The sequence below is a fragment of the Nocardia sp. NPDC055002 genome (assembly GCF_053608825.1).
In genome coordinates, this window is the sequence record NZ_JBSGWE010000005.1 from 339055 (window position 1) to 357290 (window position 18236).

The window sequence follows — 18236 nt, forward strand, 5'->3', positions numbered from 1 at the left end:
GCATTCCGGGCTGTCGGCGCGCGACCACGGACGAGTCGGGGTGACCGGACTCACCCCCGCCGCCGAGGGTGTTTCAGCCCAGTTTGTAGCCGCGGTGCAGTGCCACCACACCACCGGTGAGGTCACGCCACTGCACCGAGTCCCAGCCGGCGTCCGCGATCCGGCGAGCCAGCCTGCGCTGGTTCGGCCAGGCACGGATCGACTCGGCCAGGTACACGTACGCGTCCGGGTTGGAGCTCACGGCGCGCGCCACCCGGGGCAGCGCCTTCATCAGGTACTCCATGTACACGGTACGGAACGGTCCGAACACCGGTGTGGAGAACTCGCAGACCACGACCCGGCCGCCCGGTTTGGTCACCCGCAGCATCTCGCGCAGTGCCAGATCGATGTCGGCGACATTGCGCAGCCCGAACGAGATGGTCACCGCGTCGAACGAATCATCGGCGAACGGCAGCGCCATCGCATCGCCGGCCACCATCGGCACCTGCCGGAACCGGCCCGCCGCGAGCATTCCCTGGGAGAAGTCGGCGGCCACGCACCAGGCGCCGGACTTGCCGAGCTCCACGGTCGAGACGCCGGTACCCGCGGCCAGATCCAGGACCCGCTCGCCGGGACGCAGCGCGAGAGCACGTCGCGTCGCCCACCGCCAGTACCGATCCTGGCCACCGGAGATGACCGTATTGGTGAGGTCGTAGCGCTTCGCCACACCGTCGAACATCGACGCGACCTCGTGGGGTTGCTTGTCCAGCGAAGCCCGAATCGGTTCTCGCTGCTCTGTTGTCGCCACGCACCGAGCTTAGAGTTTTTTCGCCGCGATAGCGCGGGTGGGTTGCGCCACTCAGGCCGTGCGCGGCAATCGCTCGCGCATCCCGGTGACGTCGGCGTAGTGACCCATCAGCTCGGTGCAGACCGCGGGCCAGGTGCGGTGCAGCACCGACTTGCGCGCCGCCGCCGCGAACCGGCCGCGCTGGCCCGCGTCACGCAGGGCCGACACCGCGCTCGGCAGCAATTCCGCGAACCGGTCGACCGGCAGCAGATACCCGTTGCGGCAGTGCGAGATCAGATCCCGTGGCCCACCGGCATCGGGCCCGATCACCGGCACACCCGAGGACAGCGCTTCCTGTACGCCCTGACAGAACGTCTCGTGTTCGCCGGGATGCACCATCACGTCCAGGCTGGCGTAGTGCGTGGCCAGCTCGCTGCCACCCAGTTCGCCGGTGAACACCGCGTCCGGCATCAACCTGCGCAGCCGGGCCCGTTCCGGTCCGTCGCCCACCACGACGAGCTGGATCGACGGGTCACCGGCCAGTGCGGCCAGCCGTTCCACGTGCTTCTCCGGTGCGAGCCTGCCCACGAACCCGACAACGAGCCGGTCATTGGAACCGAGCCAGCTCGCCCGCAGCTCGGCACTGCGCGCGGCCGGGTTGAACCGGGCGATGTCCACGCCACGGCCCCAGCGGTGCACTCGGGGAATCCCGTGCTCGGCGAGATCGTGCGCGGCCGCCGACGACGGTGCCAGCGTGCGGGTGGCACCCTCGTGGATCCGGCGAGTCCACGCCCACGCGGCCCGTGCGGCCAGCCCGAGCCCGTAACTCTTGGCGAACCCGGCCACATCGGTCTGGTACACCGCGACGGTCGGCAGGTCCAAGCGCGTCGCCGCGGCGAGCCCGCCCGCGCCGAGCAGGAACGGCGAGGCCAGGTGCACCACATCGGGATCGAATGCGGCGATGGCGGCGGTGATGCCCGGTTGTGGCAGGCCCACCGGCAGCGAACTCACCTTCGGCACCATCATCGCGGGCACGCGGTGCACCGGGAATCGGCCGTGGAAACGAGGTGCGGGTGGGGCGCCGCGCAGGGAATCGGGCGCCACGATCATCGCGTCGTGACCGTGCTGGTCCAGGTGATCCAACACCCGCAGCACGGAGTTGACGACGCCGTTCATGTTCGGCAGGAAAGACTCCGAGACGATGGCTACGCGCACTCTTCCAGGGTGACCGTCCCACCGCGCGACACCCCCACACCGACGTGAAGCCGGGACGAACAGCAAACGAAGTTACGACTCGCGCTGCTTTCGGCGCACGATCCACAGCACCGGCAGGGCGAGCGCCCACGCCACGAAGATCACCGACGCTGCCGGGATGATCGCCACCCGTGCGTCGCGCCCGGCCACCCGGACCAGGTCGGGGTCGCGCGTGCTGTACTCCACGTTGATCCGCTGACCAGCGGTCAGATTCGTCGGATACAGGATGCCGACCTTCGGATTGTGGGTCACGCTGTCGGGCGTCACATAGATCACCGCCGAACGCAACCGGCCCGCGGACAGCACCTCGCCGGAGGTCACGCCACGATGCCGCTCGATTTCGAAGTCGTTGCGCCAGGCCGCGAGTACCAGCAACACCATGAGCACGCTGACCACGGTCGCCGCCCCGACCACCCACACCCGAACCCGGCGCAGGCGCTTGTTCCGCCGCTCCGACAGGCTGGTTTCCGACACCCGCCACACAGTACCGGTCACCTCGGGGACCGGAAGTTCCTGCACGCGCTGACGCCTCACGAGCCCCTCCCCTAACATTCCCGCTATGTCCCGCAAATTCAGCTTCACCGTGCCCTACACCGTCCCGGTCGAAGAGCTTCACCGGGCACTTGTCGACGACGCCGTCTGGCAGGCGCGTTTCGCCGGCGCCGAGACCGCGACCATCGAACTCTCCCATCCCGACGGCCCCGATTCGATCACCATCCATATGACCGAAACCCCAGGTAAGGACAAGGTTCCCGCTCTGGTGCGCAAGGTGCTCAAGAGCGATCTCGTCCTGGTCCGCACCGACAACTGGCAGCCACTGGCAGGCGAGGTCGCCAAGGGCAGTTTCACCGGCAACACCAGCGGCATCACCACCGAGATGTCGGGCACCTATGAACTGCGGCCCACCGCCGAGGGCAGCGAGATCGAGGTCGTCGGCACGGTCAAGGTGAAGGTTCCGCTGGTCGGCGGCGCGATCGAGCCGCTGGCCGAACAGTTGCACCAGCGCGTCCTGAACAGCGAACGCAAATTCATCGAGAACTGGTTCGCCAAGCTCTGAGCCGACAGCGAGGGGTGCCGCTCCACTGAGCGGCACCCGCGCGTCAGCCGCGGTTCTCGACCAGCACCAGCCAGTTGCCCGAGTTGTCGCGAATGATCGCCTCGGTGCCGTACGGACGTTCGGACGGCGGCTGAATGAACTCGACTCCCTTCGCGGCGAGTTCCTCGTAGGTCTTCTGGCAGTCGGCGGTGCGCAGCCCGAGGGCGCCGTGGGTGCCGTCGGCCAGTGCCTGCCGGATCGCGTCGGCGAGGTCGTCGGTGAGCGGCCCCGGGATCATCAGGGTCACCTCGAGCTCGCGATGATCGGGGTGGGCGATGCTCACCCAGCGGAAGCCGTTGTCGCCCATGCTGTCCCGCCTCCCCGTGAATTTTGGCCGGACTCAGGTGCGGGTTCGCTCCCGTTGGCGGCCGGCGGAACCAGGGCGGCTGAGTTGGCTGCGGCAGCAGCGCCGGCACCGGACGACGCGCCGCCTCGCTCGCGACCGTTCCGCCCGCCCGCGTTCGGTCATCAGCTGAAGGGCTGCAGTTCGTCGGCGCGCAGAGAGGCCCGCCCGGCGGCCCGCCAGGCGCGGGCCGTGAGGTCGAGGTCCTCGTCGGTCACCAGATTGCCCATCACGCGAACCGCCGTGCGCTGCAGATACTTCGAGCGCATCACCGGCGGCCCCCCGAGTGGGACCATCCTCGGCTGGGTGGCCAGGCCGGCCAGCCTGCGCGCCACGGAGAACGTGCGTCCGTAGTGGTCACGCAGCAACTGCGGCCACGCTCGGCTCAGATCGGGTTCGTCGAGCAGGTCCGCGAGCATGTGCCCGCCTTCCAGGCCGTAGTCGATGCCTTCGCCGTTGAGCGGGTTCACGCAGCCCGCGGCGTCACCGACCAGCACCCAGTTCGGGCCCGCCACGTTCGAGACCGCGCCGCCCATCGGCAGCAGCGCCGAGGCCACCGCGCGCAGTTCGCCCTCGAGTTCCCATTCCTCGCGACGCAGCTGGGTGTAGTGCTCGAGCAGCGGCTTGAGGGCGACGTGCGAGGGCCGCGCCTCGGTGGCCAGCGAGCCGACGCCGATGTTCACCTCGCCGTTGCCGAGCGGGAAGATCCAGCCGTAGCCGGGGACCAGCTCGTCGGCGGCATTGCGCAGTTCCAGATGGGAGGAGATCCACTGATCGTCGCTGCGACCGGACTTGATGTAGGCGCGGGCCGCGGTTCCGTAGGCGTAGCGGCGATGCCAGGTGCGACCCAGCTGTTTTCCGACGGGGGAGCGCACGCCGTCGGCCACCACCAGTACCCGGCAGCGCACCGTGTGGGTGGACGCGCCGATCCGCACCGTCACCCCGGTGACCCGCTCGCCCTCGCGCAGCACCTCGGTGACCTTCGCGCCGTCGACCATCCGCGCACCGGACTTGATCGCGGTCTCGCGCAGTTTGTCGTCGAGTTCGGTTCGTGGAACCGCACTTCCGTACGTCGGGAACGACCCACCCGGCCACGGCAGCAGCGCCTCCTTGCCGAAACCCGCCATCCGCAGGCCGTGGTTCACGGTGTGCGCGCGCAACCATTCGCCGAGACCCAGATGTTCCAGCTCGGCGGTGGCGCGGGGCGTCAGCCCGTCACCACACGTCTTGTCGCGCGGGAAAACCGCCGAATCGAGCAGGAGCACATCGCGTCCGGCGCGCGCGGCCCACGCCGCCGACGCGGAACCGGCGGGCCCTGCCCCGACGACCAGCACCTCGACGGTGGCAGGCAGCGGAGCACGGTCGGCAGGGGTGAGATCCGGTGAACCCATGGCTCAATACTGGCACTGTCGGCCGCTGTGCGAGAGTGTCGGGTACACCGGGAATTGTCACTGTGTGACGGGGTTCATCGGCCATAGTGCCGGGACACGCTAGGTTGCTACCCGTCGGGGTCGGACGCATCGCTGGGAGAAGATAATGAGCACATCGGCTGTGAGCGACGAAAGCACCGTGGTTGCCGGGGTAGATCTCGTCGATCCCGAACTCGCCGTCACCGTGCGCGACGGACTGGCCGCGGTCGAGAAACTGCTCGTCGACGAACTCTCCGACGGTGAGGAATTCCTCCAGGAGGCGGCGCTGCACCTGGCCAGGGCGGGCGGCAAGCGGTTCCGGCCGTTGTTCACCGTGCTCACCGGCCAGCTCGGACCCAATCCGACCGACCCGGCGCTGATCACCGCGGGCACGGTCGTGGAACTGGTGCACCTCGCGACGCTCTACCACGACGACGTCATGGACGAGGCGACGCAGCGTCGTGGCGCGGAGAGCGTCAACTCGCGGTGGGGTAACAACATCGCGATCCTGGCGGGCGATTACCTGTTCGCCCACGCCTCGCGCCTGACCTCCACCCTCGGCCCCGACGCGGTCCGCATCATCGCTGAGACCTTCGCCGAGCTGGTCACGGGCCAGATGCGGGAAACCATGGGCGCCAAGCAGACCCAGGACCCCGTCGAGCACTACCTGCGCGTGGTGTGGGAGAAGACCGGCTCGCTCATCGCCGCCGCGGGCCGTTTCGGCGGCACCTTCTCCGGCGCGGGCCTCGAGCATGTGGAACGCCTGGCGCGCCTCGGCGACGCGGTCGGCACGGCGTTCCAGATCTCCGACGACATCATCGACATCTCGTCCTCGGCCGAGCAGTCGGGCAAGACGCCGGGCACCGACCTGCGCGAAGGCGTGCACACCCTGCCGGTGCTCTACGCCCTGCGCGAGACCGGTGCCGACGGGGACCGACTGCGTACTCTGCTGGCGCGCCCGCTGGAAACCGACGCCGAGGTCGACGAGGCACTGGAACTGCTGCGCCGCTCGCCCGGCATGGCGCTGGCCAAGGAAAAGCTGGCCGAATACGCCGACCTCGCCGATACCGAACTCGCCGCGCTTCCCCCTGGCCCCGCCAACGACGCCCTCACCCGCCTCGTCCGCTACACGATCGAACGCGTCGGCTGACCAGGAACCAACACCACCCGGCGCACGTTGTCTTGTCGCGACGAAACAACAGATTTCGACAGCACATGGGTAACTCGCCGGGTACGCCCAGAACCGTTCCCGTTGTCCACCGCAGGCCCGATGCCTGACGAACGCAGCGCCTGACGACCGGCACAAGGCGCGGGGAGGCGGAAATGCCCAATGGGATCAAAACGTTCGGTTTGATGGTGGGCATGTCGGCGTTGATCGTCGCCATCGGGGCGATGTTCCGCAGCCCGACGATCCTGATCATCTCGATCGTGCTGGCCGTCGGCATGAACGCCTACGCCTACTTCAACAGCGACAAGCTGGCCTTGAAGGCGATGCACGCGCAACCGGTGAGCGAACTGGAGGCGCCGGTCATGTACCGGATCGTGCGCGAGCTCGCGACCACGGCGCGCCAGCCGATGCCGCGCCTCTACATCAGTCCCACCAGCGCCCCCAACGCGTTCGCGACCGGCCGCAATCCCCGCCACGCCGCGGTCTGCTGTACCAGCGGCATCCTGCAATTGCTCGACGAGCGCGAGCTGCGCGCGGTGCTCGGCCACGAGCTGTCCCACGTCTACAACCGCGACATCCTGATCTCGTCGGTGGCGGGCGCGATGGCCTCGGTCATCACCGGTCTGGCGAACATGGCGTTCTTCGCGAGTTCGTTCGGCAGCAGAGACGGCAACGGACCGAACATCATCGGTGTGCTGCTGGTCTCACTGCTCGGGCCGATCGCGGCGGGCTTGATCAAGATGGCGGTCTCGCGATCGCGGGAGTACCAGGCCGATCAGTCCGGCGCCGAGCTCACCGGCGACCCGCTGGCCCTTGCCTCGGCCCTGCGCAAGATCGAACGCGGCGTCCAGGCGGCCCCGCTTCCGCCGGACCCCAAGATCACGAGCGAATCGCATCTGATGATCGCCAACCCGTTCCGCGCGGGCGACCGCGTCGCCCGCTGGTACTCCACCCACCCCCCGATGGACGAGCGCATCAAGCGTCTGGAGGAGATGGCCGGCGGCACCCATCACCATTGAGTGCCGCCCACACCGGACCTATCGGTAGTTGACGAACTGCAGGGCGATTCCGAAGTCCTCGCCCTTGAGCAGCGAGATCACTTCCTGCAGGTCATCACGCTTCTTGCTGCTGACCCGCAGCTCCTCACCCTGGATCTGCGCCTTGACGCCCTTGGGGCCCTCGTCGCGGATCTTCTTCGAGATCTTCTTCGCCTTCTCGGTGTCGATACCCTGCACCAGCGTGCCGGTGATCTTGAAGATCTTGCCCGACGGCTGCGCCTCGCCGGCGTCGAAGGCCTTCAGCGAGATGTCGCGACGGATCAGCTTCTCCTTGAAGACGTCGAGCGCCGCCTGCACCCGCTCCTCGGCATTGGCGGTCAGCACGATGGCCTCCTCGCCCGACCATGCGATCGACGCATCGGTGCCCTTGAAGTCGTAGCGCGAGTTCAGTTCCTTCTCCGCCTGATGCAGAGCGTTGTCGACCTCCTGTCGATCGACCTTGCTCACGACGTCGAATGACGAATCAGCCACACTGCGCTCCTGTCCTGTGAAGGTCCGGCGAACTCCGGGGCCGGGATGTGCCGGCCACCGAGACAGTTGTACCCGCATCGGGGGACGACCGGTGCTCGCAGGGGGTCTGTGCAGGCGTTTTGATAGTCCGGGTGGGTACGTTGTAAGCTGCTCAGCGCACCGGAAACGGCGCACACGGCAGATTGCCCGAGCGGCCAATGGGAGCGGACTGTAAATCCGTCGGCTTATGCCTACGTAGGTTCGAATCCTACATCTGCCACATCGAACCCCCGTCGATCATGAAGATCGGCGGGGGTTCCTTGGTTCTGCGGGCCGTTCCCGCGCGGATCCGGGTAGCCTCGATGTGAGGGGGTCGGAACCAGCGATCTGAAATCCCGTGAAAATGCCCTTTGAGCTGCCGATTTGGTGCTCTGGCCGGGGAGTGTGTAATCTCGTTCAGGACGCCGGAGCACGGGGTCACGCTGATCGGCTTGCCGATACAGACTCTGTGCCACGTAGTCATGCCCCCTTAGCTCAGTCGGTAGAGCGTTTCCATGGTAAGGAAAAGGTCAACGGTTCGATTCCGTTAGGGGGCTCGCCGGATTGCCGGTGGTGAGCGGCTTACCGCGGCATCATCGGGATATTAGTCCGCCGTGGCGGTGTAGCTCAGTTGGTAGAGCAAACGACTCATAATCGTTGTGTCGCCGGTTCAAGTCCGGCCATCGCTACCAATTTCAACTCAGCCCAGACCGGAAAGAAGGCAAATCGTGGCCGCGAAGTCCACCGATGTCCGGCCAAAGATCACCTTGGCCTGCGACGAGTGCAAGCACCGCAACTACATCACCAAGAAGAACCGGCGTAACGACCCGGATCGCCTCGAGCTGAAGAAGTTCTGCCCGAACTGCGGAACTCACCGGGCGCACCGCGAGTCGCGCTAGTTTTCAGAAACATCTGCCGAAGGCCGGACGAGAGTCCGGCCTTTGTGCTTTTCCCGGGAAGTTCATGGAAAGTTCGGGGCCGATACAGTACCCGGACGCATCACGTTTTACACCGGTCGACTTCGGTGCTGTCTTACGAGTGAGTAAGGTCCACGTTGTGACAGTGAACACCGGAACTCACGAAGCGGTCCCTGCCGCAGCCGCCGAATCCTTCGATCCCGCCGCCCACGCGGCCTCGATGGTCGGCCACCACTACCGCGTCGACGACTACTACGAGGTCGGCCGCGAGAAGGTGCGCGAATACGCCCGTGCGGTGCAGGATTACCACCCGGTGCACTGGGAGGAAGACATCGCCCGCGAGTACGGCCACCAGGGTCTGCTCGCCCCGCTCACCTTCATCTCCCTGGTCGGCATCCTCGCCCAGCGCAAGCTGTTCGAGCGGATCGTGACCGGCTACGACCTCAGCCAGATCATGCAGACCGATCAGATCCTGGAATTCCACCGCCCGATTCGGGTCGGCGACCAGCTGACCTGTGATGTGTATCTGCATTCTTTCCGGCAGGCCTTCGGTGGCGACATCATCGTGACCAAGAACATCGTCACCGCCCAGGACGACGAACTGGTGCTCACCACCTACACCACCCTGATCGGCCGCAGCGGGGGCGACATCGATCCCCAGATGTCGGACGCGGTCCGCAACGTGTTGATGCACGGCCTCGGCGAGGAGGAACCTGCTCATCACGCGCCGGCCGAGCTGTCCGTCGGGACCACGTCCGACCCGATCACCAAGCAGCCGGAGCCGACGGTCAGCGTGCACGCGCTGTCCTTCGACAGCGTGTCGGTCGGCGACGAGCTGCCCACCCGCGTGGCGCGACTCACCCGCGGCGACCTCGTCAACTACGCGGGCGTGTCCGGCGACGCGAACCCGATCCACTGGAGCGACGAGGTCGTGAAGCTGGTCGGCCTGGACAACGTGGTCGCGCACGGCATGCTCACGATGGGGCTCGGCGGCGGTTTTGTCACCTCGTGGCTGGGTGATCCCGGCGCGGTGAAGGAATACAACGTCCGCTTCACCAGCCCGGTCTACGTCGGTTCCGATGTCCCGGCGGAGGTCGAATACACCGGCAAGGTGAAATCGGTCGATCCGCAGACCCGCACCGCTGTTGTCGCCATCACGGCGAAGTCGGCGGGTAAAAAGATCTTCGGCCGCGCCACGGCAACCGTTCAGCTGTCCTGACCTGGTCGAGTGTCCCGGATTGGCGATAACCGCGCGCGGTGACGTATAGTCGGGTCTCTGGGGTCACGAGATGCTGCGCGCTGATCTTCCCGAGGGGTTATCCCCTCATGGAAGCGGCGCGCGTGTTGTGTGACACTGGGGACAACTGAATATCGAATGTGGTTGGGCACTACAGCTCAGGCTGGTCCAACCGAAGGGGCGTAGCTCAATTGGCAGAGCAGCGGTCTCCAAAACCGCAGGTTGCAGGTTCAAGTCCTGTCGCCCCTGCCCTGAATGCCAGCGACGAGAGAGGATCGACGTGAGCGACGAGCGGGATACTCGCGGCGAAGACGGCGAGGACACCGCCGCTGCCACTCGACCGAGTGGCAAGCGGTCTGCTCGTCGTGTGCGCGCGTCGGATGCTCCGGCAGACAACGGATCCGTGGCCACGCTCGATCGGCCGTCGGGCTCGCGCAAGGCAGACAAGACCGCCGGTAAGGCAAAGACGGGCAACCCGTTCAAGCGGCTGCTCAAGTTCCTGCGAGAGGTCATCGCGGAACTGCGCAAGGTGATCTGGCCCAACCGGAAGCAGATGGTCACCTATACGGCCGTCGTTCTGGTGTTCGTGGTCTTCATGGTCGCGTTCATCGCCGGGATCGACGTGGCGTTCGTCAAGGGTGTCGACTGGCTGTTCGGCTGATCGCCGACACCCACGCCGGTAGCCGATCGCGGGTCGGAACGGCGGAGTGTGCCTCCGCGCACCCGACCCGGCCCAGAGGATGTACGTGACGACACAGGAAGCGAGTGCCTCAGTGAGCACCCCGGAGAACGACACCAACGACGAGTTCCCGGTTGACGACGCTGTCGTGGCGGAAACCGCCACCGACGAGGTCGAGGCCGCCGAGCTCGCCGATGCCGACGAAGCCGTTGCCGACGAAGCCGTGATCGAAGAAGTCGCCACCGAGGACGACCCCGAGGCCGACCCGATCGAGTCGATGAAGACCAAGCTGCGCCGCGTGCCCGGCGACTGGTACGTCGTGCACTCCTACGCGGGCTACGAGAACAAGGTCAAGACCAACCTCGAGACCCGTGTGCAGAACCTCGGACTCGAGGACTACATCTTCCAGGTCGAGGTGCCGACCGAAGAGGTCACCGAGATCAAGAACGGCCAGAAGAAGAACGTCAACCGCAAGGTGCTGCCGGGCTACATCCTGGTCCGGATGGAACTGAACAACGAGTCGTGGGGCGCGGTGCGCAACACCCCCGGCGTCACCGGTTTCGTCGGTATGACCGGCGGTGGCCCCGGCGCCAAGCCGACCCCGCTGACCATCAACGAGGTCGTGAAGTTCCTGGTTCCGGCCGGTGCGCAGGCGCAGAAGAAGGCCGCCGCGGCCGCTGCCGGTGGTTCGGATACCGGTAGCGCGGCTTCGGGCAAGCCCACCATCGAGGTCGACTTCGAGGTCGGCGAGTCGGTCACCGTCATGGACGGCCCGTTCGCGACGTTGCCCGCCTCGATCTCCGAGGTCAACGCCGAGCAGCAGAAGCTCAAGGTGCTCGTGTCGATCTTCGGTCGTGAGACCCCGGTCGAGCTGAACTTCACCCAGGTCTCCAAGATCTGAGTTCTCTCGCTTTCGTAAACGGCACCGCTCACCGGCGGTGCCGTTTCGCGTTTGTGCTGGTCGCTACCCGATTGCCGGGTCACGGGTCGAGTCAAGTAGAGTGTGATGGTTCGTGTTCTGACTTCCCCGCAGTACTTGTCGGGGCCTAGTCGTGCGCGGATACGAGGCTTACGGCAACCGTAAGGAACCGAACCCCAGAAAGCCAAGGAAGAAAGATGCCCCCCAAGAAGAAGAAGCTCGCCGGGATCATCAAGCTGCAGATCCAGGCCGGCGCAGCCAACCCGGCACCGCCGGTCGGCCCCGCGCTCGGTCAGCACGGCGTCAACATCATGGAGTTCTGCAAGGCGTACAACGCCGCGACCGAGTCGCAGCGTGGCAACGTCATTCCGGTCGAGATCTCGGTGTACGAGGACCGGACGTTCGACTTCAAGCTGAAGACCCCGCCTGCCGCTCGTCTGCTGCTCAAGGCCGCCGGTGTGCAGAAGGGCTCCGCTGAGCCGCACAAGACCAAGGTCGCGAAGGTCACCATGGACCAGGTCCGGGAGATCGCCAAGACCAAGGCCGAGGATCTCAACGCCACTGATCTCGATCAGGCCGCGAAGATCATCGCCGGTACCGCGCGTTCGATGGGTATCACCGTCGAAGGCTGAGCGAATCTCGCTCTCATGTGGGAGGGCCGGCCAGGCCCGACAACCACATCTGAACTCGAAACTTTAAGGACAGAAAATCATGGCAAAACGAAGCAAGGCGTACCTCGCCGCTGCTGAGAAGGTCGATCGCGACAACCTGTACTCCCCGCTGGCCGCCGCGCGCCTGGCGAAGGAGACCGCGACCACCAAGACCGACGCGACCGTCGAGGTCGCCGTCCGTCTCGGCGTGGATCCCCGCAAGGCCGACCAGATGGTCCGTGGCACCGTCAACCTGCCGCACGGCACCGGTAAGACTGCCCGCGTCATCGTGTTCGCCGCGGGCGAGAAGGCTTCCGAGGCCGAGGCCGCAGGCGCCGACGCCGTGGGCGCCGAGGACCTGATCGAGCGGATCCAGGGCGGCTGGCTCGACTTCGACGCCGCGATCGCCACCCCGGATCAGATGGCCAAGGTCGGCCGCATCGCGCGAGTCCTGGGCCCGCGTGGTCTGATGCCGAACCCGAAGACGGGCACCGTCACCAACGATGTGACCAAGGCCGTCAACGAGATCAAGGGCGGCAAGATCAACTTCCGCGTCGACAAGCAGGCCAACCTGCACTTCGTCATCGGCAAGGCGTCCTTCGACGACGCCAAGCTGGTGGAGAACTACGGCGCCGCGCTGGACGAGATCCTGCGTGTGAAGCCGTCGACCGCCAAGGGTCGATACGTCAAGAAGATCACGGTTTCGACGAACACCGGACCGGGCATCCCGGTGGACCCGAACCGCACCCGCAACCTCCTCGACGAGGATGCGTGAGCTTCGGCTGACAGTTAGCTCCTGAGAGCAACTCGAGGGTGGGAACGCATGGCGTTCCCACCCTCGAGGTTTTCCGGGGGACTAATCGCCCCGACATCCCGGTTGCGCACAGGTGTGACCAGGATTCTGCTGATCTCCGGCAGCACCAGAGCCGGATCTACCAATACCGCCGCCCTCCGCACCGTGGCCGGGCTCGCGCTCGACGGAATGCGCGCCGACCTCTACACCGGCCTGCGTGAGCTGCCCGCTTTCGTTCCCGGCGACGATCCGGACGACTATCCCGCGGTGATCGACCTACGCGCCGAGCTCGCCAGCGCGGACGCGGTACTCATCTGCACCCCCGAATACGCGGGGACGCTGCCCGGCAGCTTGAAGAACCTGCTCGACTGGACCGTCGGTACGGCGGACCTGCACGAGAAGCCCACGGCCTGGTTGTCGGTGGCTCAACCGGGCCGCGGCGAGGGTGCGCTGGACACGCTGTCCACGGTGCTCGGTTATGTCGGCGCCGATGTCGTCGAGCGGGCGTGTCTGCGGGTGCCGGTGCTCGGCGCCGAGGTCGACGAGAACGGTCTGGTCGCGGATCGGGAGTTTCCGCTGAACGCGTCGATCGCACTGGTCGAGCTGGCTGCTCATCTCCGTCGAATCGGAGTGTGACGTGCGCGCACCGGGCCGCGACGGCCCGGTGCGCGTTAAGTCAGTTCTTCGTCTCGGTGTCCTCGGTCTCGCGCCAGCCGAGCAGTACGGACTCTCCGTCATGCGGCCGCCAGGGCAGGAAGATCGCGACGATCACCGCGCAGACGAGCACCGCGACGGTGGCGACCAGGGACGCGGCGTGGGCGCCCTGGAGCGTCGCGGCCTTCATGGCGACGATCAGGTTCTCGCGTTGGGTCTCGAAGAACGGCGCGAGCTCACGTTTGCGCAGTTCCAGCACGCTCAGCGGACTGGCCTTGACCAGGCTCTTCTCGTTGTCGTTCATGATGCCCATCGGGATGGCGTCGATGCGTGCGCCGATCCGGCTGGTGTAGTACGAGGCCACGATCGAGCCGAGCACCGCGACACCGAGCGTGCCGCCGATCTCGCGCGTCGTGTCGTTGACCGCCGAACCCGCCCCCGCCTCGTTCAGCGGCAGTGAGGACATGATCGATTCGGTGGCCGGTCCCTGCACGATGCCGAGACCCAGCGCCATCAACACCATCGAGGGCAGGACGCCGATCAGATAGCTGCTGTCGACGGTGACCTGTCCGCCGAGGTAGAGGCCCGCGCCGATGAGTAGCAGGCCGATCACCAGCACCGCGGTGGTGCCGACCCGTTGTGCCAGCAGTGTCGCGACCGGTGCGCCGATGGCGACCGAGAAGGCGAACGGCAATGAGGCGATGCCGAATTCGAGCGGCGTGTATTCGCGCACGCCCTGGAAATACTGGGTGATCAGGAAAAGGAATCCGAACATCGAGAAGTAGCCGATGGCAATTGCCAGCGCGGGCAACGAGAATCGGCGATTGCGGAACAACCGCATGTCGAGAATCGGTGCGGCAGTGCGCAATTCCCAGGTGACGAAGGCGGCGAGCAGGACGGTGCCGAGCGCCGCGGTGCACAGTGTGGTGAGCGAGAGCCAGCCATTGTGCGGCGCTTCGATGATCGACCACACCAGCAACGTGATCCCGGCGATCGAGAGCGCGATACCGACGAGATCGAGCTTGCCGATGTGGTCGGCGCGGGATTCGGGCACCCAGATCAGCGTCGCGACCAGCGCGACCAGCGCCACCGGCACGTTGATCCAGAACACCGAATGCCAGCTGAAATGTTCGAGCAGCCAGCCGCCGGAGATCGGGCCGATGGCGATCGCGAACCCGGCCATCGCGGTCCACGCGGCGATGGCCAGCGCGCGTTCGCGCCGGTCGGTGAAGATATTGATGATGAGGGCGAGGGTGGCGGGGAAGACCGCGGCGGCGAAGATGCCCATCGCGGCTCTGGCGATGATGACCTGCGTCATCGTTTCGGCGAGTGCGCCGCCGACCGACATCACCGCGATGCCGACGAGGCCGACGGTCATGATCCGGCGGCGGCCGTAGCGGTCGCCGAGGTTGCCCGCCGCCAGCAGCAGGCCGGCGAAGGTGAGGGTGTAGGCGTCGACGACCCACTGCAGGCCGGAGACTCCGGTCCGTAGTTGGACGCCGATCGAGGGGAGGGCGACATTGACGATGGTGTTGTCGAGCACCACCAGCAATTCGGCCAGACAGATGACGGCGAGCGCGAGAAACCGCTGCGAACGCCGGTCCAGCAGCACTGATGGAGCGACTATGGAGGTTGCCATAGCATTGGAGTGAACCAGATTACTGTCACTCTGCGTAACACCTTCTCGGTAGGATCACTGCCACATTGCGTTGCGGAAGTGGTTTGCATCACAGTAAATCCGGCCGAATCGGACCGGGGGACACCCGTTTTGGCAGATGGGGAGAGGTGCGGGTACAGTGGTCAACGGTCATGCGGGATGTGCATACATCCGGCGAAGACCACACCCATTCGTTCTACCGAAGACCGTTGGTCGTTGATGCCGAATTTCACGGTGTCGATCGAAGGTCCGGCGACATTGCCGGCGACCCACGCAGGGAGAGCTGAGGCCGAAGATATTTTGCGCCCCGGTACGCCTTGCGTCCGGGGCGTTCGTTTTGTCGCCGGCCCCTGATTCGGTAGTGCACCAACGAAACCGACATCAGAGAGGAGGCGAAGTATGGCGAAACCTGAAAAGGTCACCGCTGTCGCGGAGATCGCGGAGCAGTTCAAGAACTCCACGGCCACTGTTGTCACGGAATACCGTGGCCTGTCGGTCGGCAAGCTCACCGAGCTGCGTCGTGCGCTCGGCGCCGACGCCACGTACTCCGTCGCCAAGAACACCCTGGTCAAGATCGCTGCCGGCGAAGCCGGTGTGGCGGGTCTCGACGAGCTGTTCGTCGGCCCGACCGCTATCACCTTCATCCAGGGTGAGCCGGTCGATGCCGCCAAGGCGCTCAAGCAGTTCGCCAAGGACAACAAGTCCCTGGTCATCAAGGGCGGATACATGGACGGCCGCGCGCTGTCCGTGTCCGAGGTCGAGCGTATCGCTGACCTCGATTCGCGTGAGGTGCTGCTGGCCAAGCTGGCCGGTGCGTTCAAGGCCAAGCCTTCGCAGGCTGCCGCCCTGTTCGCCGCTCCCGCTTCGCAGGTCGCCCGGCTCGCCCAGGCGCTGCTCGAGAAGCGCACGAGTGCCGAAGGCGCTCCTGCTGCCGAAGAAGCACCCGCGGCTGACGCCGAATAAGACATCTATTACCCGCCTCGGGGTGCGTATGCGCTGCGAGGTACACCACGAAAGGAACCACCATGGCAAAGCTGAGCACCGAAGAACTGATCGGCGCCTTCAAGGAGCTGACCCTGCTCGAGCTCGCTGAGTTCGTCAAGGTCTTCGAAGAGACCTTCGACGTCACCGCCGCCGCCCCCGTCGCGGTCGCCGCCGCCGGTGGCGCTGCTGCGCCGGCCGACGCCGCCGAGGAGCAGGACGAGTTCGACGTCATCCTCGAGGGTGCCGGCGACAAGAAGATCCAGGTCATCAAGGTGGTCCGTGAGATCGTCTCGGGCCTGGGCCTGAAGGAAGCCAAGGACCTGGTCGAGGGCGCCCCGAAGCCGATCCTGGAGAAGGTCGCCAAGGATGCCGCCGAGGCCGCCAAGGCGAAGCTCGAAGAGGCCGGCGCCAAGGTTTCCGTCAAGTAATTCGGAACCAGTGCTGTTGTGAACGGGCGGTCCTTTCCGGGCCGCCCGTTTGCTATTTGTCCGGACATGCGAAAGTGATCCGGGTCGTAGTAGCCGCGCCAGGTTACTCTTCAGTCATGTAGGGGTGTGCCCCGTCTCACTGATGGGTTACAGTGACCGGACCCACAGAGTCGTAGCGCACCGCCGTGATGTGAGCGCGCGGGAACGCGGGTGGGGTGCTCGCAGGGATCAATGGAGGTAGCAGTGGGCGTCGAGGTCAGGACCGAGGGTGTAACAAAATCCTTCGGTTCACAGCGAATTTGGCAGGACGTGTCGATCACGCTCCCTTCGGGTGAGGTCAGTGCATTGCTCGGCCCATCGGGTACGGGTAAGTCGGTGTTCCTGAAGTCGCTCATCGGTCTGCTGCGGCCCGAGCGCGGGTCGATCTTCATCGATGGCACCGACATCATGACCTGCTCCAACAAGGAGCTCTACGAGATCCGCAAACTGTTCGGCGTCCTTTTCCAGGACGGCGCGCTGTTCGGCTCGATGAATTTGTACGACAACATCGCGTTCCCGCTTCGTGAGCACACGAAGAAGTCGGAATCCGAGATCCGCCGCGTGGTCATGGAGAAGCTCGAGCTGACCGGTCTGCTCGGCGCCGAGGGCAAGCTGCCCGGCGAGATCTCCGGTGGTATGCGCAAGCGCGCCGGTCTGGCCCGCGCGCTGGTCCTCGACCCGCAGATCATCCTCGTCGACGAGCCCGACTCGGGCCTCGACCCGGTGCGTACCTCGTACCTGGCGCAGCTGCTGCTCAACATCAACGCGCAGATCGACGCCACGATCCTGATCGTGACGCACAACATCAACCTGGCTCGTACCGTGCCGGACAACATCGGCATGCTCTTCCGTCGCAACCTGGTGATGTTCGGCCCCCGTGAGGTGCTGCTCACCAGCGAGGAGCCGGTGGTCAAGCAGTTCCTCAACGGCCGCATGATCGGCCCGATCGGCATGTCGGAGGAGAAGGACGAGGCGCAGATGGCGCGCGAGCAGGCGCTCGTCGACGCCGGTCACCACCACGGTGGCGCCGAGGAGATCGACGGCATCATCCCGCAGATGAAGGCCGAGCCCGGCATGCCCGCCCGCCAGGCCGTGTTCCGTCGCCAGGCGCGCGTGCGCGAGATCATCCACACCCTGCCGCACGCGGCGCAGGTGGCGATCCGCGAGTCGCTGGATTCCTCCGATGACACTCAGGTGATGGCTGCCTACGGCGGCAACGATCAGCCCACCGAAACGTTCAAGACGGTTCCGCACGGCCAGATCAACGGCTGAGCGACTTTTACGCCTCGGATGAGCCCCGGCCTACGGCCGGGGCTCTTCTGTGTGACAGGGCGGAAAACAACTGCTGACCGGCCGTCGCCGGGGTGGCGCGCACGGCGTGTCGCGAGTAAAATGACCGCGGCGCGGGGTGGGGGATCCTCAGCGCGCCAGGCGATCTCGCATCGCGAACAGACCTTCGCGCGCCACTTGACGAGGGGCCCGCAAACCGTCACCCTATTCACAGCAGCGTGAGCTGTTGAGGGGCATCAACGCCAGCGAGAATTCGGCCCAGCACCAGCTGACAGGGGTCGGCGCCAGTTGAATAGAGAGCTCAGCGCCAAGCGAGCAGTCGGCTCGGGGGAGTCGGCGGCAGGGCGCGCAGCGGTGAAGGAACCCGACGCGGCCAGCGTCCAGGGCTTCGGCGCGTTATCCCGTG

19 protein-coding genes, 4 tRNA genes and 1 pseudogene are annotated in these 18236 nt (G+C 66.0%); 17 read left to right on the plus strand and 7 right to left on the minus strand.

From position 1 onward, the window contains the following. Window positions 1-73 precede the first annotated feature (73 nt). The 3 genes from ACWF99_RS22860 to ACWF99_RS22870 all read right to left on the minus strand — a co-directional run bounded on the left by ACWF99_RS22860 (window position 74) and on the right by ACWF99_RS22870 (window position 2494). Window positions 74-787 (minus strand): demethylmenaquinone methyltransferase, encoded by a 714-nt coding sequence (locus ACWF99_RS22860; protein ID WP_101465554.1) that lies wholly within the window; start codon window positions 785-787, stop codon window positions 74-76. 51 nt (window positions 788-838) lie between these two features. Beyond that, window positions 839-1981, minus strand: coding sequence for a glycosyltransferase family 4 protein (locus ACWF99_RS22865; protein ID WP_378634241.1), 1143 nt, complete (start codon window positions 1979-1981; stop codon window positions 839-841). 72 nt (window positions 1982-2053) lie between these two features. Beyond that, window positions 2054-2494 (minus strand): DUF3592 domain-containing protein, encoded by a 441-nt coding sequence (locus ACWF99_RS22870; protein WP_379316246.1) that lies wholly within the window; start codon window positions 2492-2494, stop codon window positions 2054-2056. A gap of 85 nt (window positions 2495-2579) precedes the next feature. On the opposite strand from ACWF99_RS22870, the gene ACWF99_RS22875 reads away from it, so the two are divergent. Further along, a complete protein-coding gene (locus tag ACWF99_RS22875) occupies window positions 2580-3077 on the plus strand; it encodes a DUF2505 domain-containing protein (RefSeq protein ID WP_378658681.1) in 498 nt (165 codons plus the stop codon). A 43-nt stretch (window positions 3078-3120) separates the two neighbouring features. On the opposite strand, the pseudogene ACWF99_RS22880 reads toward ACWF99_RS22875, so the two are convergent. Both ACWF99_RS22880 and ACWF99_RS22885 read right to left on the minus strand, forming a co-directional pair. Further along, window positions 3121-3426, minus strand: a pseudogene (locus ACWF99_RS22880) (VOC family protein); the annotation flags it as partial. Window positions 3427-3584: 158 nt separating this feature from the next. Continuing rightward, window positions 3585-4850 carry a geranylgeranyl reductase family protein gene (locus ACWF99_RS22885; RefSeq protein WP_378634248.1) on the minus strand — a complete coding sequence of 422 codons (1266 nt, stop codon included), beginning with the start codon at window positions 4848-4850 and terminating at the stop codon, window positions 3585-3587. 145 nt (window positions 4851-4995) lie between these two features. On the opposite strand from ACWF99_RS22885, the gene ACWF99_RS22890 reads away from it, so the two are divergent. Together ACWF99_RS22890 and htpX are read left to right on the plus strand one after the other, a co-directional pair. Next, on the plus strand, window positions 4996-6018 hold the full coding sequence (locus ACWF99_RS22890; protein ID WP_378634250.1) for a polyprenyl synthetase family protein: 1023 nt from the start codon (window positions 4996-4998) through the stop codon (window positions 6016-6018). Window positions 6019-6191: 173 nt separating this feature from the next. After that, on the plus strand, window positions 6192-7055 hold the full coding sequence (gene htpX, locus ACWF99_RS22895) for a zinc metalloprotease HtpX (RefSeq protein WP_378634252.1): 864 nt from the start codon (window positions 6192-6194) through the stop codon (window positions 7053-7055). A gap of 18 nt (window positions 7056-7073) precedes the next feature. Here the strand turns inward: htpX and ACWF99_RS22900 are convergent, their stop codons facing one another. Further along, the gene (locus ACWF99_RS22900; protein WP_378634254.1) at window positions 7074-7565 is read right to left on the minus strand and encodes a YajQ family cyclic di-GMP-binding protein; all 492 of its coding nucleotides are present in this window, start codon (window positions 7563-7565) and stop codon (window positions 7074-7076) included. A 176-nt stretch (window positions 7566-7741) separates the two neighbouring features. Between ACWF99_RS22900 and ACWF99_RS22905 the strand changes: the two genes are divergently transcribed. The 11 genes from ACWF99_RS22905 (at window position 7742) to ACWF99_RS22955 (ending at window position 13414) form a co-directional block, all read left to right on the plus strand. Continuing rightward, a tRNA-Tyr gene (locus ACWF99_RS22905) sits at window positions 7742-7824 on the plus strand. 243 nt (window positions 7825-8067) lie between these two features. Continuing rightward, window positions 8068-8140 (plus strand) — tRNA-Thr (locus tag ACWF99_RS22910). Between the two features lie 59 nt (window positions 8141-8199). Beyond that, a tRNA-Met gene (locus ACWF99_RS22915) sits at window positions 8200-8275 on the plus strand. Window positions 8276-8311: 36 nt separating this feature from the next. After that, the gene (gene rpmG, locus ACWF99_RS22920) at window positions 8312-8482 is read left to right on the plus strand and encodes a 50S ribosomal protein L33 (RefSeq protein ID WP_056814348.1); all 171 of its coding nucleotides are present in this window, start codon (window positions 8312-8314) and stop codon (window positions 8480-8482) included. A 163-nt stretch (window positions 8483-8645) separates the two neighbouring features. Further along, window positions 8646-9719: a fused (3R)-hydroxyacyl-ACP dehydratase subunits HadA/HadB gene (locus tag ACWF99_RS22925; protein WP_378634504.1), complete on the plus strand. Its 1074-nt coding sequence runs from the start codon at window positions 8646-8648 to the stop codon at window positions 9717-9719. 194 nt (window positions 9720-9913) lie between these two features. After that, window positions 9914-9986 (plus strand) — tRNA-Trp (locus ACWF99_RS22930). Between the two features lie 31 nt (window positions 9987-10017). Continuing rightward, window positions 10018-10398 (plus strand): preprotein translocase subunit SecE, encoded by a 381-nt coding sequence (gene secE, locus ACWF99_RS22935; protein WP_378634257.1) that lies wholly within the window; start codon window positions 10018-10020, stop codon window positions 10396-10398. A 112-nt stretch (window positions 10399-10510) separates the two neighbouring features. Beyond that, window positions 10511-11317 carry a transcription termination/antitermination protein NusG gene (nusG, locus tag ACWF99_RS22940; protein ID WP_452537364.1) on the plus strand — a complete coding sequence of 269 codons (807 nt, stop codon included), beginning with the start codon at window positions 10511-10513 and terminating at the stop codon, window positions 11315-11317. Window positions 11318-11532: 215 nt separating this feature from the next. After that, window positions 11533-11967: a 50S ribosomal protein L11 gene (rplK, locus tag ACWF99_RS22945; protein WP_019049397.1), complete on the plus strand. Its 435-nt coding sequence runs from the start codon at window positions 11533-11535 to the stop codon at window positions 11965-11967. A 79-nt stretch (window positions 11968-12046) separates the two neighbouring features. Continuing rightward, complete coding sequence (gene rplA / locus ACWF99_RS22950) at window positions 12047-12760, plus strand: 50S ribosomal protein L1 (protein WP_301903705.1); 714 nt, start codon at window positions 12047-12049, stop codon at window positions 12758-12760. Between the two features lie 114 nt (window positions 12761-12874). Further along, window positions 12875-13414, plus strand: coding sequence for an NADPH-dependent FMN reductase (locus ACWF99_RS22955; protein ID WP_452537312.1), 540 nt, complete (start codon window positions 12875-12877; stop codon window positions 13412-13414). 40 nt (window positions 13415-13454) lie between these two features. Here ACWF99_RS22955 and ACWF99_RS22960 read toward each other — a convergent pair whose 3' ends face one another. After that, window positions 13455-15071 (minus strand): MFS transporter, encoded by a 1617-nt coding sequence (locus ACWF99_RS22960; protein ID WP_452537313.1) that lies wholly within the window; start codon window positions 15069-15071, stop codon window positions 13455-13457. Between the two features lie 417 nt (window positions 15072-15488). On the opposite strand from ACWF99_RS22960, the gene rplJ reads away from it, so the two are divergent. The 3 genes from rplJ to ACWF99_RS22975 all read left to right on the plus strand — a co-directional run bounded on the left by rplJ (window position 15489) and on the right by ACWF99_RS22975 (window position 17812). Next, on the plus strand, window positions 15489-16052 hold the full coding sequence (gene rplJ / locus ACWF99_RS22965) for a 50S ribosomal protein L10 (RefSeq protein ID WP_062988862.1): 564 nt from the start codon (window positions 15489-15491) through the stop codon (window positions 16050-16052). A 62-nt stretch (window positions 16053-16114) separates the two neighbouring features. Then, complete coding sequence (gene rplL / locus ACWF99_RS22970; protein ID WP_056814330.1) at window positions 16115-16501, plus strand: 50S ribosomal protein L7/L12; 387 nt, start codon at window positions 16115-16117, stop codon at window positions 16499-16501. Window positions 16502-16732: 231 nt separating this feature from the next. Further along, a complete protein-coding gene (locus ACWF99_RS22975; protein WP_378634266.1) occupies window positions 16733-17812 on the plus strand; it encodes an ABC transporter ATP-binding protein in 1080 nt (359 codons plus the stop codon). Window positions 17813-18236: the final 424 nt, after the last annotated feature.